This window comes from Rhodoferax mekongensis (assembly GCF_032191775.1).
Lineage (GTDB): Bacteria > Pseudomonadota > Gammaproteobacteria > Burkholderiales > Burkholderiaceae_C > Allorhodoferax > Allorhodoferax mekongensis.
The window spans coordinates 101288-127642 of the sequence record NZ_CP132507.1 but is presented as its reverse complement, the minus strand read 5'-3'; the positions used below and the strand labels follow the sequence as shown (position 1 = coordinate 127642).

At 63.4% G+C, this 26355-nt stretch carries 25 protein-coding genes; 3 read left to right on the top strand and 22 right to left on the bottom strand.

Features of this window, described 5'->3' with window-relative positions:
- Positions 1-42 precede the first annotated feature (42 nt).
- From priA to RAN89_RS00525, 4 genes are all read right to left on the bottom strand, one after another.
- The gene (priA, locus tag RAN89_RS00540) at positions 43-2181 is read right to left on the bottom strand and encodes a replication restart helicase PriA (RefSeq protein WP_313867766.1); all 2139 of its coding nucleotides are present in this window, start codon (positions 2179-2181) and stop codon (positions 43-45) included.
- 373 nt (positions 2182-2554) lie between these two features.
- Entirely contained in the window at positions 2555-3712 is a 1158-nt protein-coding gene (gene hemE, locus RAN89_RS00535; protein WP_428984494.1) for a uroporphyrinogen decarboxylase, read from the bottom strand.
- A 103-nt stretch (positions 3713-3815) separates the two neighbouring features.
- Positions 3816-4232, bottom strand: a complete 417-nt coding sequence (locus RAN89_RS00530; protein WP_313867764.1) for a CoA-binding protein — start codon at positions 4230-4232, stop codon at positions 3816-3818.
- Between the two features lie 92 nt (positions 4233-4324).
- On the bottom strand, positions 4325-6592 hold the full coding sequence (locus tag RAN89_RS00525; RefSeq protein ID WP_313867763.1) for a protein-disulfide reductase DsbD family protein: 2268 nt from the start codon (positions 6590-6592) through the stop codon (positions 4325-4327).
- Between the two features lie 223 nt (positions 6593-6815).
- On the opposite strand from RAN89_RS00525, the gene RAN89_RS00520 reads away from it, so the two are divergent.
- Both RAN89_RS00520 and RAN89_RS00515 read left to right on the top strand, forming a co-directional pair.
- Positions 6816-8786, top strand: a complete 1971-nt coding sequence (locus RAN89_RS00520; protein WP_313867762.1) for an ATP-binding protein — start codon at positions 6816-6818, stop codon at positions 8784-8786.
- Between the two features lie 9 nt (positions 8787-8795).
- Positions 8796-9632: a creatininase family protein gene (locus RAN89_RS00515; protein ID WP_313867761.1), complete on the top strand. Its 837-nt coding sequence runs from the start codon at positions 8796-8798 to the stop codon at positions 9630-9632.
- On the opposite strand, the gene RAN89_RS00510 is transcribed toward RAN89_RS00515, so the two are convergent.
- The 18 genes from RAN89_RS00510 to RAN89_RS00425 form a co-directional block, all read right to left on the bottom strand.
- Entirely contained in the window at positions 9633-10628 is a 996-nt protein-coding gene (locus RAN89_RS00510; RefSeq protein ID WP_313867760.1) for a CapA family protein, read from the bottom strand. It abuts the gene before it with no gap.
- Entirely contained in the window at positions 10625-11032 is a 408-nt protein-coding gene (locus tag RAN89_RS00505; RefSeq protein WP_313867759.1) for a hypothetical protein, read from the bottom strand. The genes RAN89_RS00510 and RAN89_RS00505 overlap by 4 nt, the downstream gene beginning before the upstream one ends.
- 47 nt (positions 11033-11079) lie before the next feature.
- Positions 11080-11433, bottom strand: coding sequence for a hypothetical protein (locus RAN89_RS00500; RefSeq protein WP_313867758.1), 354 nt, complete (start codon positions 11431-11433; stop codon positions 11080-11082).
- 33 nt (positions 11434-11466) lie between these two features.
- Positions 11467-12927 carry an ammonium transporter gene (locus RAN89_RS00495; RefSeq protein WP_428984470.1) on the bottom strand — a complete coding sequence of 487 codons (1461 nt, stop codon included), beginning with the start codon at positions 12925-12927 and terminating at the stop codon, positions 11467-11469.
- 94 nt (positions 12928-13021) lie between these two features.
- Positions 13022-13690, bottom strand: a complete 669-nt coding sequence (locus RAN89_RS00490) for a histidine phosphatase family protein (protein WP_313867757.1) — start codon at positions 13688-13690, stop codon at positions 13022-13024.
- 95 nt (positions 13691-13785) lie between these two features.
- Positions 13786-13995 (bottom strand): hypothetical protein, encoded by a 210-nt coding sequence (locus RAN89_RS00485; RefSeq protein WP_313867756.1) that lies wholly within the window; start codon positions 13993-13995, stop codon positions 13786-13788.
- A gap of 149 nt (positions 13996-14144) precedes the next feature.
- The gene (gene groL / locus RAN89_RS00480) at positions 14145-15767 is read right to left on the bottom strand and encodes a chaperonin GroEL (protein WP_313867755.1); all 1623 of its coding nucleotides are present in this window, start codon (positions 15765-15767) and stop codon (positions 14145-14147) included.
- A gap of 33 nt (positions 15768-15800) precedes the next feature.
- Positions 15801-16121 (bottom strand): co-chaperone GroES, encoded by a 321-nt coding sequence (locus RAN89_RS00475; protein WP_313867754.1) that lies wholly within the window; start codon positions 16119-16121, stop codon positions 15801-15803.
- A 146-nt stretch (positions 16122-16267) separates the two neighbouring features.
- Positions 16268-16909: a diguanylate cyclase gene (locus tag RAN89_RS00470; protein WP_313867753.1), complete on the bottom strand. Its 642-nt coding sequence runs from the start codon at positions 16907-16909 to the stop codon at positions 16268-16270.
- Between the two features lie 105 nt (positions 16910-17014).
- Positions 17015-17653, bottom strand: coding sequence for a LysE family translocator (locus RAN89_RS00465; RefSeq protein WP_313867752.1), 639 nt, complete (start codon positions 17651-17653; stop codon positions 17015-17017).
- Between the two features lie 47 nt (positions 17654-17700).
- Positions 17701-18672, bottom strand: coding sequence for a threonine dehydratase (locus RAN89_RS00460; protein ID WP_313867751.1), 972 nt, complete (start codon positions 18670-18672; stop codon positions 17701-17703).
- A gap of 25 nt (positions 18673-18697) precedes the next feature.
- Entirely contained in the window at positions 18698-19360 is a 663-nt protein-coding gene (locus RAN89_RS00455; protein WP_313869313.1) for a LysE family translocator, read from the bottom strand.
- The gene (locus RAN89_RS00450) at positions 19360-20295 is read right to left on the bottom strand and encodes a PhzF family phenazine biosynthesis protein (protein ID WP_313867750.1); all 936 of its coding nucleotides are present in this window, start codon (positions 20293-20295) and stop codon (positions 19360-19362) included. Before RAN89_RS00450 ends, RAN89_RS00455 begins: the two co-directional genes overlap by 1 nt.
- 16 nt (positions 20296-20311) lie before the next feature.
- Entirely contained in the window at positions 20312-21184 is an 873-nt protein-coding gene (locus tag RAN89_RS00445; protein WP_313867749.1) for a PhzF family phenazine biosynthesis protein, read from the bottom strand.
- A gap of 31 nt (positions 21185-21215) precedes the next feature.
- The gene (locus RAN89_RS00440) at positions 21216-21923 is read right to left on the bottom strand and encodes a glutathione S-transferase family protein (protein ID WP_313867748.1); all 708 of its coding nucleotides are present in this window, start codon (positions 21921-21923) and stop codon (positions 21216-21218) included.
- 2 nt (positions 21924-21925) lie between these two features.
- Positions 21926-23161: an aminotransferase-like domain-containing protein gene (locus RAN89_RS00435; protein ID WP_313867747.1), complete on the bottom strand. Its 1236-nt coding sequence runs from the start codon at positions 23159-23161 to the stop codon at positions 21926-21928.
- Between the two features lie 27 nt (positions 23162-23188).
- On the bottom strand, positions 23189-23806 hold the full coding sequence (locus tag RAN89_RS00430; protein ID WP_313867746.1) for a LysE family translocator: 618 nt from the start codon (positions 23804-23806) through the stop codon (positions 23189-23191).
- Positions 23803-24729, bottom strand: a complete 927-nt coding sequence (locus RAN89_RS00425; RefSeq protein ID WP_313867745.1) for a DMT family transporter — start codon at positions 24727-24729, stop codon at positions 23803-23805. The genes RAN89_RS00430 and RAN89_RS00425 overlap by 4 nt, the downstream gene beginning before the upstream one ends.
- Before the next feature lie 110 nt (positions 24730-24839).
- Here RAN89_RS00425 and RAN89_RS00420 point away from each other — a divergent pair, with 110 nt between their 5' ends.
- On the top strand, positions 24840-26300 hold the full coding sequence (locus RAN89_RS00420; protein WP_313867744.1) for an aminotransferase-like domain-containing protein: 1461 nt from the start codon (positions 24840-24842) through the stop codon (positions 26298-26300).
- The last annotated feature ends 55 nt before the right edge of the window (positions 26301-26355 follow it).

Here is a 26355-nt window from a genome sequence, read left to right as displayed (position 1 = left end):
CGGCTTGCGCATGCTTGATGTGCGCCAAGCCCGCTTTTTGACTCAAATCGCCAACGGATCTACATCAATCGCCCAGCGTATCAGCCCTTTGCATTCGGGCTGGCTGCGGGTAGCGTGCAGCACGCTTTGCCAGGCGGTCAGGAACTGCTGGAGCGTGGTGCGTGAGGGGCACTCGATGAGCATCTGGGCGCGTTCTATATTGGCCACCCGCTGGATGGCCATGGGCACGGCGGGGTAGAGGAAGACTTGCTCCAGCGCCTCGGCCCAGCCGTCCCACGCGGCCATTTCGGTTTGGGCGAAGGTGCGGGCGGCGTTCAAAAAAGCTTGTGCAGCCTCCTGCGTCTTGGCCTCGGCGCGCACCAGGGCTTGGGCGCTGAAGGGCGGCATGTTGGCCTGCTCGCGTTCTTTGAGCTGCTGAGCGGCGAAGGCCGGGTAGTCGTGCTTCTTGAGGGCTGCGTACAGCCCGTGCTCGGGCTGGAAGGTTTGCAGCCACACCTCACTCTGCGCGCCCAGCGTCGCATCGCGCCCCGCGCGACCTGCGGCTTGCATCAGCAAACTGAACAGGCGCTCGGGCGCCCGGAAGTCGCTGCTGAACAAGGCGCCATCGGGGTTCACGGCGGCCACCAGCGTGATGCGGCGGAAGTCGTGGCCCTTGGCAATCATCTGCGTGCCCACCAGCACATCCACGTCGCCCGCATGCACGGCGGCCAGCTGCTCTTCGAGCTGGCCTTTGAGTTTGGTGCTGTCGGCATCAATCCGTGCAATACGCACATGCTCGCCATCGGGGTTCTCGGGTGTGACGGAGCCGTGACGGCGCACATCCACCAGCAGCTCGGCCAGGTGTTCTTCCAGCTGCTCTGTGCCGCGCCCGAAGGGGGCGATGTCCACATTGCCGCAGTCCGGGCAGGCGCGCGGCACGCGCTCGGTAAAGCCGCAGTGGTGGCAGCGCAGGGTGCGGTCGATTTTGTGGAACACGCGGAATGCGCTGCAGTGCGGGCATTCGCTCTTCCAGCCGCAGTCTTCGCAGGTCAGCACCGGGGCGTAGCCGCGCCGGTTCAAAAACACCATGACTTGCTCGCCACGCGCCACCCGCTCTTTGATGGCGGCGATCAGCGGGGTCGAGAAAATGGCGCGCCGGGGCTGGTGGTTCATGTCCACCCGCCGCACCAACGGTAACTTCGATGACTCGCCCACCCGGCTGGGCATGTGCAGGCGCAGGTAGCGCCCGCCTTCCTCGGCCGGCCGGCTGTGGTGCCAGCTTTCCAGCGAAGGCGTGGCCGAGCCGAGAATGACCTTGGCACCCTCCAACTTGCCCCGGTACACCGCGAGGTCGCGCGCCGAGTAGCGTGCGCCTTCGCCGCTTTTGTAGCTGGGGTCGTGTTCCTCGTCCACGACGATGAGCCGCAGTTTGGGCAGAGAAGCAAACACCGCCATGCGGGTACCTAGCACGATGCGGGCCGCACCGCCATGGGCGCTGAGCCAACTTTTGAGGCGCTGCGGGTTGGTCATGCCGCTGTGCAGGCTGACCACGGCCTGTTCGCCGTACAGCGGGGCAAAGCGTGCTTTGAAGCGCTCTTCCAGCTGCGGGGTGAGGTTAATCTCCGGCACCATGACCAGGGCTTGGGCATCCGGGTCGGCGGCCAGCAGCTTGTGCACGCAGTGCAGGTAAACCTCAGTTTTGCCGCTGCCCGTGGCGCCGAAGAGCAGATAAGGTCCGGGGTGCGCGTCAATCTGAGCAATCGCGGTGGCTTGCTCGGGGGTAAGGGCCGGTGCGGCCAGCACGGCGCCGCCGGCACCCGCATCCACTTTTTTGCGTTTGAGGCGGCGCGCCATCTGCTCGGGGTTCAATTCGCGCAGCTGCGGGGGCAGGGCGGCCAGCGCCACCTCGCCGGCCGAGCGCTGGTAGTAGGCCGCCGTAAAGCCCAGCAACTGCTGCCAGGCGCGGCTCAAGGGCGGTATGCCCTCCAGCACGCCGGCAATATCACGTACCTTGGCGGGGTCGAACTCGCCGGTGGCCTCTGCAGTGGCCGCATCCCACACCACCCCCAGGGTCTCGCGGTTGCCCAATGGCACCCTTACCAGAGTACCGGCGGGCAACAGGTGCTCGCTGCGGTAGGTGAGCACTGGCCCGAGCGCCGCGTGCGCCGGCGTGTGCACCAGAACGGGCAGCCAATGGCTCATGGGCGGGGTCCGACGGACATCGGACGTCTCGTGATGCGGAATGTCACTTGGGGCGTCTTGTTGAGGTGAACTTGCGGAATGCGGGCTAAGTGCTTGATTTACAAGTGCTTTACATGCGATTCAGGTTTTCTGTGGATAACTTTGTTGATATGTGCGTTTTGCGGGCTCCAAAGCCTTGTAAATCAAGGGTTTTCTTACGCTGCCCAGAAAAAAAGCAAAACACAGAATCCTTATAAATCAATCACTTACGACCGCTATTTCTTTTGTAGCGCTGCTCCCCCGAACGGGGGATAGGGTTAACCCCGCACCCCCATTTTTGTGCATAACTAAGTGTTGGAAACTTTGTTTTCGCGCAAAAAACGTGGTATGCCGATCAGGCACGCAGCTTTTTGGAGTGGCTGTGCACCGCAGCCACCAGTGCCGCCACATGGTCCGGCGGGGTGTACTGGCTGATGCCGTGACCCAGATTGAAGATGTGGGTGGGGCCGGTGCCACTGCCCTGAAAAGGCGTGCCAAAGCTGTCCAATACCTTGGCCACTTCGGTTTCGATAGCAGCCGGTGGCGCGAACAAGACGTTGGGGTCGATGTTGCCCTGCAATGCCTTGCCTGGGCCGTTCTCACTGCCTCCCACCAAAGCACGGGCTTTAGCAAGGTTGACCGTCCAGTCCAGACCCAGCACTTCGCAGTCCAGCGCCTGCATGTCTTGCAACCACAAGCCGCCGCCTTTGGTGAACACAATGCGTGGCACCACCTTGCCATCGGTGCCAAAACGCTTGAGCTGCTTCAGCACGCGTGCGGTGTAGGCCAGGCTGAATTCCTGGAAGGCGCCATCGGCCAGCACGCCGCCCCAGCTGTCAAACACCATCACCGCCTGGGCGCCGGCGTCGATCTGGGCATTCAGGTAGGCCGCAACCGAGTCGGCATTAATGGCCAGCATGCGGTGCATCAGGTCCGGGCGGCTGTACATCATGGTCTTGACCAAGCGGTAGTCGTCGCTACCCTTGCCTTCCACCATATAGCAGGCCAGCGTCCATGGGCTGCCCGAGAAGCCGATCAGGGGCACACGGCCTTTGCCGTCCACCGTGAGGGCCTTGCGAATGCTGCTGACCGCATCAAACACATATTGCAGCTTGGCCATGTCGGGCACTTCGAGCTTCGCCACGTCAGCCTCAGTCTTGATGGGGCTGGCAAAACGCGGGCCTTCGCCCTGGGCAAAGGACAGGCCCAGGCCCATGGCGTCCGGCACGGTCAGGATGTCGCTGAACAGAATGGCCGCATCCAGCGGGTAACGCTCCAACGGCTGCAAGGTGACTTCGGTGGCGTACTCGGTGTTGGTGGCCAGGCCCATGAAGCTGCCGGCCTTGGCACGCGTTGCCACATATTCCGGCAGGTAGCGGCCGGCCTGGCGCATCAGCCACAGCGGCGTGTGTGCGGTGGCCTGGCGCATGCAGGCTTGCAAAAAAGTGGGGTTGTGCAGGCCGTCGAAGGTGGTGGCCTGGGCCGGGAAGGCTGGAGAGGTGGCGGTGGACATGGCGGAGGTGTGGGTCATATCCGAATTGTCGCAGTTCAATCCACCCCCGCCTTTGTCTTGCCTCAAGTCAAGACGCGATGACCCGCAGCGGGACCGGGCGGTCTTATCGAGGGGCGCGGGCGTGCTCCACCAGCAGACATTTGTCTTGCACGCACTGCATGCCGGCCGCCTGCGCCTTGGCGATTGCAGCGTCGTTGCGGATGCCCAGCTGCAGCCAAATGGCGGGCGCACCGATGGCTAGCGCTTCCTCCACCACCGGCGGCACGTCCTCACTGTTGCGGAACACGTTCACCAGATCGATCTTCTCTGCGGCCGCAGCTTCGGTGAGGCTGGCGTACACCTTCTCGCCCAGAATCTCCATGGCGTTGGGGTTGATGGGCACGATGCGCCAGCCTTGGCGCTGCATGTACTGCGAGACTTTGAAGCTTTCGCGGTGGGCTTTGGGTGAGAGGCCGACCACCGCCACGGTACGTGGGTGGCTGACCAGGTCGGCAATGGTCTGGGCTTCTGTTGCAGGCATGGCGATGGGCAATAGGGATGAGGTGAAAAGGGCCGGCAATGGAGGGCTAAGGCGCGAAGAGAGCTGCCGGGTTGGTAGAAGCTTGTGCTGGCCTAGAGCTGCGCCACGGCTGCCAGCACTTCACCGGGCGTGAGGATTTCCGTCAGCACCACCGGCGGTTTGCCCGGCGCGTAGAGCACGTACACCGGCACTCCGCTGCGCCCCAGGGCTTGCAAGGCTTGGGTGATGGCGGGGTCGCGCCGTGTCCAGTCAGCGCGCAGCAAGCGCACCTGCTTGGCAGCAAAAGCGGCCTCGACTTCAGCTTTGGATAGGGTCGTTTTTTTGTTCACCTGGCAGGTGATGCACCAGGCGGCAGTGAAGTCCACAAACACGGGCTTGCGGTCTTGGAGGGCTGCTTGCACTGCCGGCTCCGACCACGCTTGCCATGCGCCCGTCTGCGCCGCAGACCCGCTGGCTGGCACGGCCGCGTTGGCATCAGCTTTCAAGCCGAATTGCCATGTGGCGCCCATGGAAAGTGTGCAAGCAGCTATGGAAATGATAGTAAAAATGGTTTTCGCCCGACCGCTTTGGCGCAGTGCCCACGCCAGCAAGCCCAGGGACAGCAGCAAGAGCAGCAGGCTGGCTGCGCCATCCACCCCGCTCAAATGGCCCAGCACCCACACCAGCCAGACCACGGTCGCCGCCATGGGGAAGGCCAGAAAGTGCTTGAGCGTTTCCATCCACGCGCCGGGTCGCGGCAGCCAGCTGCCTATTGCAGGCAGCCAGCTTGCCAGCAGGTAGGGCAGCGCTAACCCTAAGCCCAGTGCCGCAAACAGCACCAGGGATTGCAAGCCCGGTAGCGTGATCGCGTAGCCCAGCGACGCTCCCATGAACGGCGCGGTGCAGGGCGAGGCAATGGCCACGGCCAGCACCCCGGACAAAAATGCCTCCGCCACCGGATGGCGCAGCTGCATGCCAGCCAATCCGGCGGGCAGCAGGTTGCCGATGTGCAGCCAGCCCGCCAGGTTCATGGCCAGCAAGGTAAACAACACGGCCAGGCCGGTGATGACCGCGGGCGACTGCAGCTGGAAACCCCAGCCCAGCTGCTCCCCACCCGCCCGCAGTGCCAACAGCAAGCCGCCCAGCGCCATAAATGAAAGCACCACACCGGCGGTGTACGCCAAACCCTGCGCCCGCTGCTGGGCACGCGACTGGGTGCCCTGAGCGGCAAAGCCCAGCACTTTGATGGCCAGCACCGGGAACACGCAGGGCATCAGGTTCAAGATCAGGCCGCCCAGCAAAGCCGCTAGCACCATCCAGACCATGCCACCTGTCGGGGCGGGGGGCACGCTGGCGGCGCGGGCGTTGTTGTCCAGCGCGGCTTGGAGCGCCGGCGGTACTTTGGCGAACTCGGCTACGGCCGGCCAAGTGCCTGTGACCGTGGCCTCGCCGCGCAGGCTTTCCTTGCCAATGCTGAACACCCACGCCACTTGGCCGGGGGAGGTGCTGCGCTGCGCGGAGTACGGCACCAGCGCCTGCCAGGTAGCGCCGTCCCAGCCTTGTTGGCCTGCTTGCAGGCTGCCACCGGTCAGGGTGTCAGTGGTCGCGGGCAGGGCGGGGGTGTTCAGCAGCTCAGGTGTTTCCGGCAGGGCCTGAACAGCTTTCCCCACCCAGCCGGCGGGCAGCTTGCTCACGCGCAACAGCAGCCCGCGGGCGTCCGCAAGCGCTTCGACTTTGCCCTGGAATGCGACCGGTGCAGCCGCCTGGGCCGCAGCGAACTGCGCGGCATGCAGCGCCATGGAGCCCCGCACTGGAACGCTGATGCGGAAGCTGCCTTCCTGCGGGATGCACTCTTCGCGGCAGACCAGCCAACTCGCTTGGAGCTGAATCTCGGCGGTTTGCGCCAGACCTGCGGGGCGGAAGTTGCTGTCCACCTTGACCGGTACGGGCAGCAGAACTTCGCCCTCGTAGCCCAGGTTGGCCAGGGTGCCGATGGCAATTTTCCGGGGGACTGGCCAGGCGATGTCACCCGCTATCAGGCCGGCGGGCAGCGTCCACTGTAGCTGCGTGGGCAGGCCGGAGTCGCCCGGGTTCTTCCAGTAGGTGTGCCAGTGAGGTTGGTGCTGCAGCAACAAACCCAGCCACAGCGTTTTGCCAGGGGTGACTCCGTCCGGTGCATGCACCACCAGCTCAGCCACGACCTGGTCCGTCTTGACTTGTGACGCTGCCACCGAGCCAGTGGCAGGCGCTACCAGCGAGCTGTTTGATGGAGATAACTGGGCACTAGAGCCCGTCGGTAGTGCGCAGGCAGCTATCAAAAGCAGAGCGCTCAAGCTGCGAAACAGTGCAGACAAGCTTAGAGAGTGGGAGAAAGCATTCATCGGGTTGTCGGAGACCGCGCGCGGCCAGAAGTTCCTGCAAGTGGGGCACAAACGACAACGCCCGGTGCGTCGGCATTCGGTCTGTGCCTCTGTATACGGGTGGGTTATAACAGGCGGGTGATTGCAGCAACCGCATGTGCTTGACCCGCATCCACGGGCCCGCGATACTGCGCCGGTCCTGCATACACGCCCCTCACTTCTGCACCCGAAAGGCCCGTTCAGCGTGAAGATTCCCAGCCTGTCTCTCCGGCAAACCTTGATGGTGGGCGTGGCTGCGGGCATCTTGCTGCCAGCTTTGTTCTTTGCGGGCTTTCAAGTCACCAGCAAGCTGCGCACTGAACGTGCCTTGCGCGTGGAGGCGCCGCTCAAGCAATACGCCGATGTGCTCTCGCGCGGCATGGCGGTGGCGGTTTGGAATCTGGACCGGGGCGTAGCCATTGAGCTGGTCGAAGCCGTGATGCGCAACCCGGATGTAGTGAATGTTTCAGTGAGCGATGAGTTCGGAGAAACTTTTGTGCAGCGGGGTGAGGCCAGCAATGACTCTGCTCGTTTCCTGTCCGAAAAACGTGACATTACCTACAACGGTGCCCGGGTCGGTAGTTTGTCGGTGGTGATGTCCTCCGAACGCATAGAGCGGGAGGCTCGCTCTGAACTGTTGCGCTTTGTTGGTGCCTTGGCCTTGCAAGTGGCGCTGGCGTTTGCTTTCATTTGGCCTTTGTTCAACCGGCGTATCGTGTTACCCATCTTGCGCTTGCGAGAAGGCGCTTCGCGTTTGGCACGCGGCGAGCTGAATGAGTCCATGGCCAGCGACAAGAAAGACGAGGTAGGCCAGTTGTCCAATGCGCTGGACACCATGCGCCTGGACCTTGGCGCCTTGTTGACGGAGCGTGAGCAAAAAACAGAAGCCCTGCAACGTGAGCTGGAAGAACGCGCCCGCACAGAGGAAGCCCTGCGCGTGAGCCAGACCAAGTTCGCAGCGATTTTTGATGCGTCTCCCATCGCCATGTCAGTCTCATTGGTGGAGGGGGACGTTCGCACCATCGATGTCAACTCCGCATGGTCGCGGGTTTTCGGCATGGAGCGCGGGGTCGCCATGGGGACCAACGGTTTGCGCATGGGGATATGGGTAGACCCTGCCGAGCGAAGCCGTTGCCTGGAGATTGTGGAGCGCACGGGCGAGATTTCCAACTTCAAGGCCTGGATGCGCCGAGGCGCCCATGGCGCGGAGATTTATTGCGATATTTCCGGCCGCATGGTCGCGCTGGGCGGCGAGCGCGTGCTCATCATGGCGTTTGATGACATCACCGAGAAACACCGCTATGAAGAAAACATCCTGCAGCTCAACGCCACGCTCGAACACCGCGTGCAGGAACGCACCCGGGAGCTGACCGACGCCATGGGGCAGTTACGTGCGGCACAGTCAGAGCTGGTACGCACTGAAAAAATGTCGGCGCTCGGCTCCTTGGTGGCAGGCATCGCCCATGAGCTGAACACGCCCATCGGGAACAGCCTGACTGTCGCCAGCACCTTGCAGGACCACGCTGCCAGTTTTGCGGACAGCATGGGCAAGGGACTGACCCGTAGCCGCCTCGACGAGTTTGTGACGAATACGCAGCAGGGCGCAGGCATTCTGATGCGCGGCCTGCAACATGCGGCCGAGCTGGTTTCCAGCTTCAAGCAGGTGGCTGTCGATCAGACCAGCCTGAACCGCCGTACCTTTGACCTGCAAAGCACCGTGACGGAAATTCTGCTCACTCTGGGGCCCAGCATTCGCAAGTCGGCGCATGCGGTGGTGAGCGACATCCCCGCGGATATCGTGATGGACAGCTTCCCCGGCCCACTGGGGCAGGTGCTTACCAATTTGATCAATAACGCCTTGCTTCATGCCTTTGAAGGGCGGGCGCATGGCACAGTGAGCATACGCGCCGTCTTGGAAGGTGCCGACCGCATCCATCTGCTGGTAAGTGATGACGGTTGTGGCATTGCCCAAGCACACCTTGCGCGGGTATTTGATCCTTTCTTTACTACCAAGCTGGGTCAGGGCGGCAGTGGATTGGGCCTCAACATTGTGTACAACCTTGTCACCAAAACACTGGGCGGCACCATCCACGTGGCCAGCAATCCAGGTGAGGGGGCGACCTTCAGCATGAGCCTGCCGCGCAAAGCACCGGTGATCAGTCCTGACGCCGTCTAAGATGCAGCCATGCACACATCTTCCCGCTTCTGGGCTGACTGGACCAGCCTGCAATTTGACCAAACCCGCGCTGCGGGTACGCTGGATCGCCTGATCGCCGTGCTGCCCGTGGCAGCGACCGAGCAACACGGCCCGCACTTGCCCTTGCAGGTGGACAGTGCCTTGGTGGATGGTGTGATTGCGCACGCAATGCCGCACATCCCGCCTGAAGTTCCCGCCTTGTTTTTGCCGACCCAGGCCGTGGGCTTCAGCCCTGAGCATGCGCAGTTTTCCGGCACGCTCACCTTGAAAGCAGAAACAGTCATTCGCCTGTGGACCGAGATCGGCGAATGCGTGGCTGCCAGCGGTGTGAAGCGCCTTGTGCTGTTCAACAGCCATGGCGGACAGGTGGGCTTGTTGGATGTGGTGGCGCGTGATTTGCGCGCCCGTTTGGGAATGTTGGTCTACAGCGTGAACTGGTTCGGCTTGCCCTTGACGGCAGCCGACGGCAGCGATGTGAATGCCCTGTTCAGCGCACACGAACACCGCTTCGGCATCCACGCCGGCGATATTGAAACGTCCATGATGCTGGCCCTGCGCCCTGATTTGGTGGACATGGGCCGGGCGGACAACTTTGCCTCCACGTCAGAAGACCGCGCCAAAGCGTTCCCCATTTTGGGCAATGGCAAAAGCGCCAAGCTCGGCTGGCAGATGCAGGACTACAACCCGGCTGGTGCCGTCGGTAACGCGGCTGCGGCCACCCCCGACAAGGGGCAGGCGGTGCTCGCTGCAGCAGGGCTGGCGTTAGCCCGCTTGCTGGGTGAGATCCACGCATTGCCCGGCGACACCCTGAAGCAGCGCAGCTAGTCAGTCGGCAGGTATGCACAGCCCCGGCGTGGTCTGGCCGCGATTCCAGCACGGTGTGGCGCGTGCCATGTCCGGTGTGGGAATGCCCTGCATGTCGATTTGCACGGCACGCGTGTCAAACGCCTGCACACCCTGCTTGTCCAGCCGCAGCCGCAGTATCCATGCACGGCGCTGGTTGTCATTGTCGGTTTCCTTCATCACGAAGTTGCCCACGCTGTAAACGATGGGCTTGCCTTTGTAGTGCTCAATGTCCTGCGTCACATGCGGGTGGCCGCCAATGACAGCATCCGCACCGGCTTCCACCATCAGGCGCGCCAGTTGTCGCTGGCGGCCGTTGGCCACCAGTTCGTTTTCCCATCCCCAGTGCATCACCGGTATCACGAGGTCTGCGTGGTGCACGCTGCGCGCGGCGCGGATGTCGGCTACCACCTGCTCGTCTTCGCTCCAGGCGCTGCCAGGCGCATCAAAGTCGGCTTCAAAGCTGCGCGGCATAAATTCGTTGTAGCCCAGCAATGCAATGCGCAGGCCCTTGCGCTCAATGATCAAAGGCGCGTGCGCCTCTTTCAGGTTACGGCCACCCCCGAAGTACTGCAATCCGGCGGCGGGCAGCAGGGTGAGCATTTCGGCAAAGGCCTCACGCCCGTAGTCGCCCGAATGGTTGTTGGCCAGCGCCAACGCGTCGAAGTGGCGCTTTAGCACGGGCAGCGTGCGCGGGTGGGCACGGAAGGTGTAGTTTTTGTCGCCTGCTGAGCCGGTGGTGGCTACCACGCATTCCAGATTCCCGATGCGGATGTCAGCCTTGTGGAAGTAGTTGCCGAATGCTGCGAAAGGATCTTCTCCGCGCTCAATCATGTCGCCGGCCACATCGTCCAGCACGATGTCGCCGGCGAACACCAGCGTGACGGGTGTGGATTGGGCGAGAGCCATAGAGGCACCGGTGGCCATCGCAAAAGCTATCAGCACACCGCTCAGGGCTCGTTGGATGCGGCGCTTCATGGCTTTACCCCCTGGAGCACACATTCGTATTGCAGCTCACGCTCCACAGGCCCGGCATACACAAACTGCTTACCGGTCAGGCGTTGGCCCTTGGGACTTGGGGTAAAGGGCGGGTAGTAGCTGGCTTGCTGCACCAGCACGGGCTGCGTTCGTGTTTCGAGATACGCGTAGGTCTTGATGTAGTCCGGCTGGGCACCGCGCCCCACCATCACTGCCTTGAAGCGGAAGCGCCCACCCACGTCGACTGAAGGCGCCGGGTACGGGTCATCCACCGGCGTGACATGGAGTGTCTGGGTGGCGCCGGCATAAGTCATCTCGCAATGGAGTGTGGGGCCGGCATGGCTGATAGTGGCGCTGCACCACAGCGCAGCCAACAAGAAAACGGAAGAGCTAAGACGAACCATGCACCGATTGTGACGGCCGTGCGGGCCGGCACAGGCGGGGGTTTTCCTCAACGGATGCCACGTATGTAGCGGTGCGCTTCGCTTTCGCTTGCGCCCATCAGAGAGTCGGATGCGCCGGGTAAAGGCGCAGGCCGCGAATTTCCGCCCAGCACGCCAAACAGCTTTTCGCGGCTGGTGGCGCGGGGTGGGGTGTGGGGCTCCATGGCCAGCTCCAGTTTGGCGGCCCACTCACCCAATTCTGCATGCCCGTCGTCCTTGGCGGCAGCGCGTGCAAAGCGGATGATCTCGGCTGCGTATTCGGTGTTGGCGGCCATCCACTCCGTGTCGGTGACCCGGCCGGTTTTACGGCGCAGCAACACGTGCAAATGGGCGGCAATCGCCAGTTTTTCGCTGTTCAACATGGATTCCTCCTGGGTCTCCCCCTAAGTCGCTCTTCAGCCGGCAATGTGCTCCCGGTGCTGGGACACATCCAGACCCACCAGTTCCGAGTTGTCGTCCACGCGCAGGCCGACGATCAGTTTGGTCACCCACAGCAGGGCGGCGCTCATCACCCCGCTGTACGCAATCACTACCAATGCGCCCAGCGCTTGCATGGCGACACTACCGGTCACGCCCGAAATGCTTTTGCTTGCAAAAAATCCGGTCATCAGTGAGCCGACGATGCCGCCTATGCCATGCACGCCAAACACGTCCAGCGAATCATCGGCATTGAGCATGCGTTTCAAGCCCGTAGCGCCCCAATAGCAAGCCAGACCAGCCACCAGACCAAAGACCAGGGCCGCCTGCGGTGTCACAAAACCGGCTGCAGGCGTAATGGCTACCAAGCCTGCCACCAGGCCGGAGCACAGGCCCAGCAAGGAAGGCCGCCCCCGCACCACCCACTCGCCCAACATCCAGCTCATGGCACCGGCTGCGGCGGCAATGTGTGTCACCGCCATCGCCAGACCTGCGCGGCCATCTGCTGCCACGGCAGAGCCTGCGTTGAAACCGAACCAGCCCACCCACAGCAAACCGGCGCCCGCCATGGTGAGGCCGAGGTTGAAGGGCTCAAACGGCTCTTTGCCATAGCCCTTGCGCGCGCCCAGCATGTAGGCACACACCAGACCCGAGACGCCGGCATTGATGTGCACCACCGCGCCGCCTGCAAAGTCCAACACGCCCATTTGCACCAGCCAACCGCTGGGCTCCCATACCCAGTGGGCGATCGGGGCGTACACGACCACCGACCACATGCCGATGAACCACAGCATGGCCGAGAAGCGCATGCGCTCCACCAGCGCGCCCACAATCAGCGCCCCGGTAATGATGAAAAAGGTCAGCTGGAACATGGCGTACACCGACTCGGGCACATTCGGCGCCACATGGCTTACGGCGACCAAGCCGGCTTCTTTCAGGTAGTTCAGCCCGCTGAACCACATGCGGTCCGTGCCGCCCAGCCACGCCGTGCCGGGCGTAAAGGCCAGCGAATAACCCACCGCAAACCACAGCAGGCTGAGCAGGCCGGCAATGGCTACGACGCTTGCCATGGTGTTGATCACGCTTTTCTTGCGCACCATGCCGGCATAAAACAAGGCGATGCCGGGTAAGGTCATCAGCAACACCAGTGCAGTGCTGGTCATCATCCAGGCGGTATCCGTCGAGTTGATGGTGTCCTGCTTGGCCATGAAAGGTTTGGTAGGTGCCGGTGCGGGCGCAGGAGCTTCAGCCGCCGCTGCAGGGGCAGCCGGTGCGGGTGCAACGGCGGTCGGAGTGGGGTCAGAGGCCGCAAGGGTGGCCGCGGGCGCTGCTTCGGTGACGGTGCCGGAAGCCGCGGTTTGGGCTTGCGTGCTTAACGACCAGCTTAAAGCGACGATGCCCGCCAACAGTGCAAGGAAGGGCATACCTTTTTGGTGCATTGTGATCCTCTGTGTGTTCCAACACAAAGCACAAAGCACGAGCTATGCCAATCGCGTCACCCCTTGTTACAAAAGCGAAGCCGGGGCGACAAGGCTAGGAGTACGTCACCCAATCGGTGTAGGCCGCGTCGTCCAAATGGGGCAGGGTGTTGTAGGTCACCAGCATGTGCCGCTTGGGCGTGTAGGCCAGCTCGGTGACTGAGCTGTTGCGGATGCGCAGGTTCAGCTCGATGGTGGTCTCGGGGGTGGTGCCCAAGATATGTCCCACGGCAGTCGAGATGGGCCCGCCACTGCTCACGATCAGCACATTGCCAGCATGCGACTTGCGCACATGGTCGAGCGCGCTGGTCACACCGTGCACAAAGTCGTTGTAGGCGGGCATGCCCTGGGGCGTGACCACCCCGTTCATCCACTGCGTGAGGCCATCGCGCAACAGGCGGAAGTGGTGGCGGACCATCTCGGGCGTATCGGGCTTCTCCAATGGGGCGGGGTGGATGGCTTTGATCACCGCCTCACTGTCGTACTCATTCAAGCCCGGCCATTCCAGCGCCTGGTGCGTGAGAGCCGCGCCTTGGGCAATGCCGGCCCAGGTCTGGGCGTGGCGCTTGAGCGTGCCGGTGATCACCGCCTCAAACTGCAGCCCCTTGCCCGCAAAGTATTCCCCCAGCCGTACGCTCTGCCGGTGGCCGAGCTCGCTCAGGTTGTCGTAATCCGCAGCCCCGAAAGAGGCCTGCCCGTGCCGCACCAGATAGAGATTTCCCATGGGCAGGATTTAAGCCCAATCGACACTTGGCGCTTGTTAAATGTGCGACAGTAGCTATGAAATTAGGAGCGCATTGCCCCCCGTTCCAAAGGGGTTCAGTGCTCAGGGAGCAACTGGTAACCCATGTGTGGCCAGTTTCCAGGGCCGGTGGCCAAAGCCTTGATGGCGGCAACAAACTCCTGTCGGTGCCGAGCCAGCCGGCCGGACTCCACGGCGCGCTCCAACAGGGCGTGCGCTTCGGAGCGGCTCAAAGCGAGCTTGCCTTCGAACCAGTCAGACAGCCGTGCCATATCGGCATCGGCCATGAGAGCGTTAGAAGTGGGGCCCTGCGAGAGGCCCAAAGAAGTTCGCGGGGTGGGGGAGCTTGTGGGGGTACTACGCATATGCGGGGACACGGTGCAAAACGCCTGAAAAGGCTCCGGGGCCTAACCCCGGAGCCTTTATGGACCGATGTTTAGTAGTCCATGTCAGCACTGGCAGGTGCCGGTGCTTTTTCTTCCTTGGGCGCCTCCGCCACGCTGGCGTCTGTGGTCAGGATCAAGCCGGCCACCGATGCCGCGTTTTGCAGCGCAGTGCGGGTGACCTTGGTGGGGTCGATGACGCCCATCTCGATGAGGTCGCCGTACTGCGAGGTGCCCGCGTTGTAGCCCCAAGCGCCTTTGCCAGCGAGGACCTTGTCGATCACCACCGATGCCTCGTCGCCCGCATTGAATGCGATGGCGCGCAGGGGTTCCTCGATGGCGCGCAGCACGATCTTGATGCCCGCGTCCTGGTCTTCATTGGCGCCTTTGAGGTCCTTGATGGCTGCCCGTGCACGCAGCAGGGCCACACCACCGCCGGGCACGATGCCTTCCTCCACCGCAGCGCGGGTGGCGTGCAGGGCATCGTCGACACGGTCTTTCTTCTCCTTCATCTCGACTTCGGTGGCCGCGCCGATTTTGATGACGGCCACACCACCCGCGAGTTTGGCGATGCGCTCCTGCAGCTTTTCCTTGTCGTAGTCGGAGGTGCTGTTTTCAATCTCGGCACGCAAGGTGGCAACGCGGGCCTTGATGGCACTTTGGTCGCCGGCACCGTCGATGATGGTGGTGGTGTCCTTGTGGATTTCCACCCGCTTGGCCCGGCCCAGATCTGCCAGCGTGGTCTTGTCCAGCTGCTTGCCCACTTCCTCGGCAATGACGGTGCCGCCGGTGAGGATGGCGATGTCTTCCAGCATAGCCTTGCGGCGGTCGCCGAAGCCGGGAGCCTTGACGGCCGCGACCTTGAGGATGCCGCGCATGCTGTTGACCACGAGAGTCGCCAGCGCTTCGCCTTCCAAGTCTTCCGCAATGATCAGCAGGGGGCGGCCGGCCTTGGCCACCTCTTCCAGCACGGGCAGCAGATCGCGGATGTTGGAGATCTTCTTGTCATGCAAGAGGACCAGCGGTTCGTCCAGCACGCAGGTCTGCTTGTCGGGGTTGTTGACAAAGTAGGGGCTGATGAAGCCGCGGTCGAACTGCATGCCCTCGACCACGTCGAGCTCGTTGTCCAGGCTCTTGCCATCTTCCACGGTGATCACGCCTTCCTTGCCCACCTTTTCCATGGCCTTGGCAATGATGTCGCCAATCGCGCTGTCCGAGTTGGCTGACAGGGCTGCGACCTGGGCAATTTCCTTGTTGGTGCTGCAGGGCTTGGACAAGGCCTTCAGTTCCGCCACCACGGCTTCGGTGGCCTTGTCGATGCCGCGCTTGAGGTCCATGGGGTTCATGCCTGCAGTCACATACTTCATGCCTTCCTTCACGATGGCTTGGGCCAACACCGTTGCGGTGGTGGTGCCGTCGCCCGCCACATCGGCGGTCTTGGAGGCGACTTGCTTGACCATCTGGGCGCCCATGTTCTCGAACTTGTCCTTGAGCTCGATCTCCTTGGCCACACTCACGCCGTCCTTGGTGATCACGGGCGAGCCAAAGCTTTTCTCAATCACCACATTACGCCCCTTGGGCCCTAGCGTGACCTTGACCGCATCGGCCAGGACGTTGACACCTTTGAGAATGCGGGTGCGCGCACCGTCATGAAACTTGACTTCTTTTGCTGCCATTTTTCAATCTCCTTGAATGCTGGATACAGATGCTTAAGCAACTTTTTTGAGGGATGCAGAGGGGCTGGCTTCGATGATGCCCAGCACGTCTTCCTCCTTCAGGACCAGCAGCTCCTGGTCGTCGACTTTCACCGTTTGCCCGGCGTACTTGCCGAAGAGCACCCGGTCACCCTTGGCCACCTGCAGGGGGCGGATGGCGCCGTCGTGCAATAGACGGCCGGTGCCCACGGCAATCACATCGCCTTGTTCGGGCTTCTCCTTGGCCGAATCGGGAATGACGATACCGGAGGCGGTCTGTCGCTGTTGATCGATCCGCTTAACGATAATCCGGTCGTAAAGGGGACGAATTTCCATCACGAAATCTCCTATTCAAAATCAGATTAAGGGTAAGTTCGCCCCGCCTGGAAGGCGGGACTGACTGACTCAAAGAATCAGCGATGTTGGAAATAGGGATTCAGAAAAATTTTTCAAGCCCCTTCTTTGCAGGATCTGCATCCGGCCTACAACAGCACAATGCGGCTGCTGTGCCCCAGGTGGTAGCGGGTCAGTCCTTGGCGCACACCTACCGCCGGTCGGGCCGCCACAGGACAAGGGGGCTCCCGGCTCCCGTCGGCCTGCAGGGTGTCGTCCGTGGCGGTCTCCTGCCACAAGCCGTTTTTCACCGGCCGGAAAAGCCAGCGTATGTAGCCCACCCGTGCGCCCAGGTGCATGAGTTCTTCCCGGTCCGGGGCCTCGGTCAGCATGTAATCGTCGGGGTCTTCCCCGAAAGGGTGGTCTGCGAACGCCTGCCGGCACTCCAGTGCTTCTTGCTCCGAGGCGCCTGCCGTGTTGCAGCCACGCCGCTCTTCCCGCACCAAATCCCAGGCCCCCAGTCGCCAGGCGGCGCCGAGCATGGCCTCGTCGAGGTGCGACATGCGCGACCACGCTTCGCTGATTTGCATGGCCGATCCCGGAATGCTGGCCAGCGTGTCCTGCGGCGGGTCAGTGGGCTGGGAGCGGGGCGTGTCGCGCTTGGCAAAACCGTGCCAGTGCACAGCAAGCAAAACCGGTGTGTTGGCGCGCGGCACTGCGGTGAGGGACACCGCGACAACGGGCAAGCCCACCGACTGAATTTGCGCTAAGACCTTGTCAAAGATTTGCATCCATTACAACCTCCTCGGCAGAAAAAATTCTGCATAAACAGACGGGCTTTTGCAAGCGCAGGCAAATAGCCGGCCGTTTGGCTGCTTCTGCGATGGGCGCCGGCTTCAGGTTGCGCCGCGCTGCTGTGACAGCAGCTTGAGAGCCAGTGCCCCCAACACCAATCCCATGACATAGCGCTGCACGGCCAGCCACAGGCGATGCTGTGCGAACCAGCTGGCCATGGCCGCTGCCGACAGCGTGACCATCAGGTTGACGCTGGAGCCGATGAAGACCTGCGTGGAGCCCAGCATCAGGCTTTGCACCAGCACCGAGCCGGAGTCGGGGGTAATGAACTGCGGCAAAACCGATAGATAAAAAATCGCGACTTTCGGATTGAGGACACTGGTGAGCAAGCCCATGACAAACAACGTGTGGGGCGGCTCGGGCGGAAGCTCTTTGGCCTCAAAGGGGGACCGAGCGCCCGGGCGCACCGCTTGCCAGGCCAGCCAGATCAGATACAGCGCCCCCGCGAACTTCAGCAGTTCGTAGCCCATGGGCACCGCCATAAATAGCGCGGTGAGGCCGACGGAGGCACACAGCATGTGCACCGAAAAGCCCAGGACCACGCCACACCACGACATGACACCGGCCCTGCGCCCCTGGCACAAAGAGCGCGAAATCAGGTAAATCATGTTGGGTCCGGGTGTCACCGCCATCAACAAGGCGGCCGCAGCAAAGATCAGGAACTGTTGTGTGGAGATCATGGTGCAACAAACGGAGTGAAATAAAAAGTGACAGCGGCGCGGGAAATCTAGCCTTGGAGCACCCTGGCAAACACCGTCGAGTCCACATTCCCCCCGCACAAGGTAATCCCCACCGTCTGCCCCTGCAGGCTCGCGCGCTCTTGAGTGGCCGCAGCAAAGCTGGCAGCGCCCGCGCCTTCGGCCACGTTGTGGGTGCAGGCGAAGATGTCGCGCATGGCTTGGGCGACTTCGGTGTCGGTCACTTGCACCAGGTGGTCGATCGCGCCCATCAATATCTCCAGCGCCTCGGGGTCGGCGACGCGGCAGGCCATGCCGTCGGCCAGTTGGGTGGTCACAGGCGCCTCGACCACTTTGCCGGCTGCGAATGAATCGGCATAGGTGGTGGCGTGCGCGCTCACCACGCCGACGATGCGGGCACTGTGGCCCAGCGCGCGTTTTGCAGCCACGGCGCTGCAGGCACCTGAACCCTGGCCTATGGGCACATAGATCACATCCAACTCCGGCGCGGCCTTGAGCAGTTCCCACCAATACGTAGCCACGCCGCGCAGCAGGTCGGGGTGGAAGCTGGGCACCATGTGGGCGCCACGGTCTTGGGCCAGTTGAATGGCGAACTCGCGGCTCTCTTGAAAGTCGGTGCCATGCTCGATGAGGTTGACGCCCAGTGCGCGCATGGCGGCGTTCTTTTCCACCGAGTTGCCGTGCGGGACCACGATGGTGCAGGGCACGCCGTGTGCCCGTGCGGCCCAGCCCACGCTTTGGCCGTGGTTGCCGCGCGTCGCCCCCACCACTTCGGAGGGCATGGCGCCGCGCTGGGCCAACTGGTCAAAGTAGGTCAGGCCGCCGCGGATTTTGAAAGCGCCCACCGGCGTGTGGTTTTCGTGCTTGACCCAGCAGGTCGCGCCAAGCAGGCTGGAGAGCTGGCCCCAGCGGTACTGCGGTGTGGGGCCGAATTCGCGGTACACCACCTGGGCCGCAGCTTCGATGTCTTGCAGGGTGGGGAGCAGGGCGTTGGCAGTCATGGCGGGTCCTGAAGCAGTGTGAAATTCAATGTGCGTGGGTGCTGGTGCGCAGCAGCTGCAGCCCGGCCATGCCGAACACGGCGGCCAGCAAGCCCTCCAGCCCGCGGCGGGCGCGGGCATAGACGCGGCGCGCGGCAGGGGTAGAAAACGCCAGCGCGTAGCCGCCGAAGATGCCCATTCCCATGACCATGCAGCCGCCCACCACCACCCATGCTAGGTGGGGCGAGGCGCCGGCAGGAATGCCCACCGTGACCGTGGCCAGCCAGCTCAAAACGGCTTTGGGGTTGGTGAGGTGCATGGCCAAACCACGCACATACAGGCTGCGCGCATCCACCGCTTGCGGTGTGGCCGATGTCACAGAGGCCTGGGGCTGCAAGGCCGAGCGGCCCGACTTGAAGGCCAGCCACAGCAAATACAAACCGCACAACACCTTCATGACGATCAGCCCGGCGCCGAAGCTGGCCAGCAGCTGCGAAATGCCCAGTGCCGCCAGCACGCCCCAGAACCAGGAGCCGCTCAAAATGCCCAGGGTCAGCCACAGTGCGGGGCGGCGCCCGGCGTTCATGGCCATGCCCATGATGGCCATGTTGCTGGGGCCGGGGCTGGCGGTGCCTATCAAATAGGTCGTCCACGCCAGCGCGAGTTGCGCGGCCATGGGGGCGTGGAGCCAAGCGTCCAGCGGCGCCATCACAGGGTGACCTTTCCTTCAATACAAGTGACCGAATCGCCACCCACCCACACCTGGCCCTGCGCGTCTTGCTCAATAAACACGCGGCCGGCACGGCCAATGCAGGTGCCTTGGGCGGCCACGTAGCTGGCGGGGGCGATGCCATCGGCAATCAGCCACTGGGCGAGGCTGGCGTTGAAGCTGCCGGTGACCGGGTCTTCGGTCACGCCGATATCGTCCGCAAAGAAGCGGACCTCGATGGACGGGGTGTCGTCTAGTGTGGCGGCGCTTGAGCTGCTGCTGCCAAACGCGCGTGCTTCACGGTTGCTGCGTACTATTAAATCAGGAGCTGCTGGCGCAACATCCATGCCGGCTACACCGATGCCGCGTGCCAAACCTTTAAGGGCGGAGTGGTCCGGGCGCAAGTCCAGCACGGTGTCCATGCTGTCAATCAGCAGGCCCAGCCAGACTGGCCCGTTGTCCAGCCACTGCGCTGCGCGAACTTGCTCTGTGCGCAGCCCCAAGCCAGCTGCCACACGGGCGATCAGTGCCGCATCGGGCGTGCTGCGCTGCAGGCTGGGCGCGGCAAAGGCCAGGCGGGTGCCGTCGCGCTTGAGTTGGACCAAGCCTTTGGCGCACTCTTGCACGATGGCGCCAGCCGCCTTGGGCGCGCCGCCCGCCTGCAGCCAGGCGTGGCAGCTACCCAGCGTGGGGTGGCCGGCAAACGGCAGCTCATCAGCGGGGGTGAAGATGCGCACCCGGTAGTCCGCACCTTGGGCCGCCGCTGCGGGGCTGGGGGGCAGTAAAAAAGTGGTTTCGCTCAGGTTCGTCCAGCGGGCGAAAGCCTGCATCTCTTCATCGCTGAGGCCGCTGCCGTCCATCACCACGCCCAAGGCGTTGCCCAAGTAGGGGATGCGGGTGAAGACGTCGACTTGTTGGTAGGCGCGTGGTGTCATGGGCTGTCTCGTCGGGTTACAGAGTGGCGCTGCCGCGGATGCAGGTGACCGAGTCCCCGCCCACCCAGACCTGGCCGCTGGCGTCCTGGCGGATGTGGATGCGGCCTTCGCGCTGGATGCAGGTGCCCTGGTGCACCACGTAGCTGGGGGGCATGTATTCGTCCGCAATCAGCCACTGGGCCAGGCTGGCGTTGAGGCTGCCGGTGACCGGGTCTTCGTTGATGCCGTTGAGCGCGGCAAAGGCGCGCACCTCCAGTTTGGCTGCTATGGAATCAGGAGCTGCTCGCGCACTGTCCACGGCGGCTACGCCCACTTTCACGCCTAAATTCTTGAGTGCAGGATGGTCAGGCTGCAGTTGCAGCACGGACTGCATGTCGTCCACCAGCACGCCCAGCCACTCGGTGCCGTTGCTCAGGTGCTGTGCGGAGATGATTTGCTTGGCGGTCAGGCCCAGCGCGTGCGCCACCTGCGCCAGCAATCCAGGGCTGGGGTTTTTGCGCTGGAACGAGGGGGCCGCAAAGGCCAGGCGGCTGCCATCGCGGCAGATCTGCACCAGCCCTTTGGCGCACTCTTGCACGATGCGGTCTTTGGCTCGGGGTGCGCCACCGGCCTCCAGCCACGCGTGGCAGCTGCCCAGCGTGGGGTGGCCCGCAAAGGGCAGCTCGCCGCCGGGGGTGAAGATGCGCACCCGGTAATCCGCACCCTGCGCCGCTCCCTCGGGGGTGGGTGGCAGCAAAAAGGTGGTTTCGCTCAAGTTGGTCCATCGTGCAAAGCCCTGCATCTGCGCATCGTTCAGACTACTGCCGTCGAGCACGACGGCGAGCGGGTTGCCCAGATACGGCTGGGCAGTGAACACATCGACTTGGGCGAAGGGGCGAAGCTGGGGCACGAGGAGCCTTTCTGTGTGAAACGTATAAAGCCTATGAAAGAGGAAGATCCAAAACACCGCGAGTGGCCGGGCGCGCCAGGATGGCGGCAAACCAGCGCTCCAGGTGGGGCCAAGCAGGCCGGGGCTGCGGCAGGGCGAACCAGCGGTGCACATCGCAGGCCACCGGAATGTCGGCCATGCTGAAGTGCTCGCCGCACATCCAGGTGCGGGTGGCCAAATGGTCGTTAAGCTGGGCCATGGCCGGTTCGGTCGCGGCGGTGGAGCGGGCAATCACGGCCGGGTCGCGCTTGTCGGCCGGCGTGCGGAACCACTGCACAAACGCGCCACCACTCTCGCGGTTCAGGGTGGTTTGCTGCCAGTCCATCCAGCGCTCGGCGTCAAAGCGTTGCGCCAGGTCTCGGGGGTAGAGGTGGTTGTTGCCCGCCGCCGTGCCGGGCCGCCCCAAGCCAGGCGACGCCCCCTCGGGGGGCAGCGAGGACACGCTAGTGCCGAGCGTGGGGGCTCCATATTTTGCGCAGAGGTAGCGCACGATGGCGTTGCTCTCCCAGAGCGTAAAGTCGCCATCTTGCAGCGTGGGCACCAGCGCATTGGGGTTCATGGCCAGGTACTCGGGGGTTTTGACCACCCCGAAGGCCATGCCCGCATCGCTGCGGGTAAAGGCGACGCCGGTTTCTTGCGCGGCCCACACCACTTTGCGTACGTTGAGCGAACTCAGGCGCCCCCAGATATGGACCGTCATGTTCAGCTCCTTTGGGCGTGGATGGCTTCTGCCAGTGCGGCCACACCGCGGTGGATTTCTTCCACGCTGGGGGTCACAAAGCTCAGGCGCATGGCGCGGGCGTCCGCATTGCCGGCGTAGAACGGGGCGCCGGGCACAAAGGCTACGCCCTTGTCCACCGCGTGGGGCAGCAGGTCCACGGCGTTCATGCCGGCAGGCAGGCGCGCCCACAAGAACATGCCACCGGCCGGGGTGTTCCAGGTGAAGGTGCTGTCGGCATTGGCAGAGTCCGGTCCGTCCGACTCGGGGAAATGTTGGGCCAAGGCTTCCAGCATCGCGTCGCGTTGCGCTTTGTACAGGCTGCGGATGGTGGGCACATGGCGGTCCAGGAAACCGTTTTGCATCACTTCAAAAATCAGTCGCTGGTTGAAGCCGGGGCTGTGCAGGTCGGCCGCTTGCTTGGCTTGCAAGAGCTTGGGGTACACCGCCTTGGGCGCCACGATAAAGCCCATGCGCAAACCCGGCGCCAGCACCTTGGAGAACGAGCCAAGGTAAATGCCGCCTTCGGGGTTGCGCGCGGTCAGGGGCGCGGGGGGCGCCTGGTCGAACCACAGGTCGCCATAGGGGTTGTCTTCCATGAGGGGCAGACCGCTGCGGGCGGCTTCAGCGCTGAGTGCTGCGCGGCGTGCTTCGGTCATGCTGCGGCCGGTGGGGTTCTGGAAGTTGGGCAGCACATACAGAAAGCGGGCGTCTTTTGATTTGTCCCGCAAGTCCGCGATGTCCACGCCTTCAGCGTCGCTGGCCACGCTCACCACGTTGGGCTCCATGGGGGTGAATGCCATCACCGCGCCCAAATAGGTGGGGGACTCGACCAGTACCTTGCTGTCTTTGTCGATCAAGATTTTGGCGACCAGGTCCAGGCCCTGCTGCGAGCCGGTGGTGATGAGCACTTGGGCGGGGTCCACATTCCAGGTCACGCCGGCGGCGGCGCTTTGGGCTTTGAGCTGGGCGGCAACGAGTTCGCGCAGCGGGCCGTAGCCTTCAGAGGCGGCGTACTGCAGGGCGCCTGCGGGGTCGTCTTTGAGCACCTTGGCGCAGGCAGCTTCAAACTCGGCCACGGGGAAGGTTTTGCTGCTGGGCAGGCCGCCGGCAAAGCTGATGATGCCGGGCTTCTCGGTCACTTTGAGGATCTCGCGGATCACCGAGGGGTTCATCTTGGCGGCACGTTCGGCCAGGGTCCAGTGGGTAGAGTTCGTCATGGTTATCGTCTCTTGAAAAATGCGGTTTCAGCTCGTGAGCATAGGGTAGAGCGAGGCCACCAGGGCCAGCGCCATCGTGACGTTGAAGATGCGCAGGCGCATCGGGTCTTGCAGCAGGCCGCGCATGGCTTGGCCAAAGCCCACCCAGAACGCGGAGCAGGGTGCGCCCAGCACCATAAACAGGCCTGCCAGCAGCGCCACTTGCGCCATGCCGGCGTTGGCCGGCAGGTAGGCGCTCATGCAGGTCACCGCCATCACCCAGGCTTTGGGGTTGACCCACTGGAAAGCGGCCGCCGCCCAGAAGCCCATGGGTTGGATGGTGGGTGGCGTGTTGCCGTCATCATGGTCTGCAGCAGGTGCCGGCCGGGCGTTGGCTAGCTTCCAGGCGATCCAAAGCATGTAGGCTGAGCCCGCGTAGCGCAGCAAGTCGTAGAACTGCGGAAAGCGGTCCAGCACCGAGTGAAGCCCCAAGCCCACGCACAAGACCATGAAAGTGAAACCGAGGTTCACGCCCCACAGGTGCGGCTGCGCACGGCGGAAGCCGAAGTTCACGCCAGATGCCATGAGCATGGTGTTGTTGGGCCCGGGCGTGACGGAGCTCACTACCGCGAACAAGCCGGCGGCGAACAGGGTGTCGGTGTTCATGGCGTCTTTCCTTGCGGCATAGGTGGGGCGCCCGATGCAAAGCGTTTGCCGATGAACACCGTAGCCACCACCGCAAGCGCGAAGCCCACCGTCACCAGATCGAGCGACTCACCCAGGAGAGGGATGGCCGCCAGAATGCTCAAGAACGGTTGCAGCAGTTGTATCTGGCTGACCTTGAGCGTGCCGCCCAATGCGAGGCCGCGGTACCAGGCAAAGAAGCCCGCCCACATGGAGAAAACCCCCACGTAGCCCAGCGCCCACCAGGAGCTGGCGCGGATGCTGTGCTCCGGCCAGGTCAGCAAAGCCCCCGGCAGGGTCACGGGGAGCGCCAGCACGCACACCCAGCAAATGACCTGCTCCGCACCCAGCGTGGGCGTGACCTTGGCGCCATACACATAACCCAGTGCCGCGGACGCCACGGCACCCAGCATCAGCACATCGCCCCACTCCAGGGCCATGCCAGCGCTGTGCTGCATGGCACGGTAGAGCGAAAAACCCACCACCAGCGCAGCGCCTATGCAAGCACTCAGCCAGAAGCCCAACCGTGCCCGTTGATGCATGACGATGGCGGCTACCACGGCCGTCGCCAGCGGCAGCAAGGCAATGATGACGGCGGCATGGCTGGCGCTGATGGTGCGCAGTGCGTAGCCGATGAGCACGGGAAAACCGAGTGCATTGCCCAGCGTGGCAATGCTCAAGGGGCGCCACTCGCCCGGTGTGGGCCAGCGGGAACGGCTGGCGAGCAAAAACACGATCGACAAACCTCCGGCCAGCGCCGCGCGACCCAGCGTCACAAACCAGGGCGAGAGCTGGGGGGCGTCGGCGGTGCCGGTGGCCAGGCGGGTCATGGGCAGGGTGATGGCAAAGATCGCCACGCCCAGCAGGCCCAGCCAGAGGCCGCGTGTTTCGTTTTTGGAGTTCATGCGATTCACTGTACTTTGAAAAACAGCACAGTTGCAGTACAGTTTTTCTAAACAGCCTGCAATCTGTATTGCTGGCACCACCGTTACAGCCTTGCCCGGAGAGTCCGCCCATGTTGATGAAAACCGCCGCACAGACCCTGGCTGAGCAGCTCTGCGCTGTGTTCGCCCAGCGCATCCGCGACCGCTTGCTGGCGCCCGGTGCGCGCCTGCCCTCGGTGCGCCTGTGTGCCCAGCAACAAAAGGTGAGCCCGTCCACCGTGGTGACCGCCTATGACCAGCTGCTGGCCCAAGGCCTGATCGAGGCGCGCCGCAACCGGGGCTTTTATGTAAGAGATGTGCCCTTGGCGCCCATGGATAGTGCGCGAGAAGCTATGATTTCAGGAGCAAATGAGGCCGGCGCAGACGGTGGCAGCTTGATGCTGACCATGCCCCGCCAGCGTGCGCCGCTCAATGCGACGGCCTTGATTCGCGGCATGTTCCACGGGGTGAGCAATAAGCCCCAGCCCGGCATGGGCGTGCTGCCCAAGGAGTGGCTGGAGACTACCTTTTTGGCCACCGCGGTGCGCCGCAGTTGCAGCGTGGAAGCGCTGAACGCCTTCTCCCTGCAATACGGCGAGCCGGCCGGCGACATCGGGTTGCGCCGGGCGCTGTCCACCAAGCTGGCGGGGCTGGCAGTGCATGCCGCGCCGGAGCAGATCATCACCACCATGGGCGCCACCCATGCGCTGGACGTGGTGAGCCGCACCCTGCTGCGCGCGGGTGACTATGTGATGGTCGAAGAACCCGGCTGGGCGGTGGAGTTTGCGCGGCTGGACGCCTTGGGCATGCGCATCCTGCCGGTACCGCGCCGGGCCGACGGGCCGGACCTGGAGGTCATGGCCAAGTACTGTGAGGTGCACAAGCCCAAGCTGTTTGTGAGCGTGAGTGTGTTCCACAACCCCACCGGCTTTTGCCTCTCGCCCAGCAGCGCGTACCGAATCCTGCAGTTGGCGAATCAGCACGATTTCCATATCGTCGAAGACGACACCTATAGCCACTTCGCCCCGGACCATGCCACCCGCCTGTGCGCGCTGGACGGGTTGCAGCGCACTATCTATGTGGCCGGCTTTGCCAAGATCCTCGCGCCCAACTGGCGCGTGGGCTACATGGCCGCTCCCAAAGACTTGGCTGAGCGCTTGCTGGACACCAAGCTGCTTTCCACCCTGACCACGCCTGCGCTATTGGAAAAGGCCATGGCTTGGTGCATAGACCAGGGCCAGCTGCGCCGGCACGCCGAGCGCATACGCACCCAACTCGATGCTGCCCGCGCCCGCAGCGTGAAGCTGGCGCTGGCCCACGGCTGCACGTTTGCATCGGACCCGGTGGGCCTGTTCGGCTGGGTGGAGACCGGGGTGGACACCGATGCTCTCAGCCAGCGCATGCTGGACGAGGGCTACCTGCTCGCACCCGGGGCCCTGTTTCACGCCCGGCGCACGCCCAGCAGCCTCATGCGCATCAACTTTGCATCCACCCAGGAGGCGCAGTTCTGGAAGACGTTTGCGCGGCTGCGGGATGAGCAGCTTCGTTTGTGAGCAAAGGACGTAACGCATTCTCAAAAATCATGATGACTATTTTGTTGTTAACAAA

Excerpts from the sequence above, each read along its gene's own strand:
- RAN89_RS00430 (WP_313867746.1), bottom strand. The coding sequence starts at position 23,806 with ATGAACACCGACACCCTGTTCGCCGCCGGCTTGTTCGCGGTAGTGAGC.
- RAN89_RS00420 (WP_313867744.1), top strand. The coding sequence starts at position 24,840 with ATGTTGATGAAAACCGCCGCACAGACCCTGGCTGAGCAGCTCTGCGCT.
- RAN89_RS00425 (WP_313867745.1), bottom strand. The coding sequence starts at position 24,729 with ATGAACTCCAAAAACGAAACACGCGGCCTCTGGCTGGGCCTGCTGGGC.
- RAN89_RS00485 (WP_313867756.1), bottom strand. The coding sequence starts at position 13,995 with ATGGCCGATGCCGATATGGCACGGCTGTCTGACTGGTTCGAAGGCAAG.
- RAN89_RS00530 (WP_313867764.1), bottom strand. The coding sequence starts at position 4,232 with ATGCCTGCAACAGAAGCCCAGACCATTGCCGACCTGGTCAGCCACCCA.
- RAN89_RS00500 (WP_313867758.1), bottom strand. The coding sequence starts at position 11,433 with ATGTTGAACAGCGAAAAACTGGCGATTGCCGCCCATTTGCACGTGTTG.
- hemE (WP_428984494.1), bottom strand. The coding sequence starts at position 3,712 with ATGTCCACCGCCACCTCTCCAGCCTTCCCGGCCCAGGCCACCACCTTC.
- RAN89_RS00470 (WP_313867753.1), bottom strand. The coding sequence starts at position 16,909 with ATGCAAATCTTTGACAAGGTCTTAGCGCAAATTCAGTCGGTGGGCTTG.
- RAN89_RS00465 (WP_313867752.1), bottom strand. The coding sequence starts at position 17,653 with ATGATCTCCACACAACAGTTCCTGATCTTTGCTGCGGCCGCCTTGTTG.
- RAN89_RS00490 (WP_313867757.1), bottom strand. The coding sequence starts at position 13,690 with ATGGGAAATCTCTATCTGGTGCGGCACGGGCAGGCCTCTTTCGGGGCT.
- RAN89_RS00435 (WP_313867747.1), bottom strand. The coding sequence starts at position 23,161 with ATGACGAACTCTACCCACTGGACCCTGGCCGAACGTGCCGCCAAGATG.
- RAN89_RS00460 (WP_313867751.1), bottom strand. The coding sequence starts at position 18,672 with ATGACTGCCAACGCCCTGCTCCCCACCCTGCAAGACATCGAAGCTGCG.
- RAN89_RS00450 (WP_313867750.1), bottom strand. The coding sequence starts at position 20,295 with ATGACACCACGCGCCTACCAACAAGTCGACGTCTTCACCCGCATCCCC.
- RAN89_RS00510 (WP_313867760.1), bottom strand. The coding sequence starts at position 10,628 with ATGAAGCGCCGCATCCAACGAGCCCTGAGCGGTGTGCTGATAGCTTTT.
- RAN89_RS00495 (WP_428984470.1), bottom strand. The coding sequence starts at position 12,927 with ATGCACCAAAAAGGTATGCCCTTCCTTGCACTGTTGGCGGGCATCGTC.
- priA (WP_313867766.1), bottom strand. The coding sequence starts at position 2,181 with ATGAGCCATTGGCTGCCCGTTCTGGTGCACACGCCGGCGCACGCGGCG.
- RAN89_RS00475 (WP_313867754.1), bottom strand. The coding sequence starts at position 16,121 with ATGGAAATTCGTCCCCTTTACGACCGGATTATCGTTAAGCGGATCGAT.
- RAN89_RS00525 (WP_313867763.1), bottom strand. The coding sequence starts at position 6,592 with ATGAATGCTTTCTCCCACTCTCTAAGCTTGTCTGCACTGTTTCGCAGC.
- RAN89_RS00515 (WP_313867761.1), top strand. The coding sequence starts at position 8,796 with ATGCACACATCTTCCCGCTTCTGGGCTGACTGGACCAGCCTGCAATTT.
- groL (WP_313867755.1), bottom strand. The coding sequence starts at position 15,767 with ATGGCAGCAAAAGAAGTCAAGTTTCATGACGGTGCGCGCACCCGCATT.
- RAN89_RS00455 (WP_313869313.1), bottom strand. The coding sequence starts at position 19,360 with ATGGCGCCGCTGGACGCTTGGCTCCACGCCCCCATGGCCGCGCAACTC.
- RAN89_RS00440 (WP_313867748.1), bottom strand. The coding sequence starts at position 21,923 with ATGACGGTCCATATCTGGGGGCGCCTGAGTTCGCTCAACGTACGCAAA.
- RAN89_RS00505 (WP_313867759.1), bottom strand. The coding sequence starts at position 11,032 with ATGGTTCGTCTTAGCTCTTCCGTTTTCTTGTTGGCTGCGCTGTGGTGC.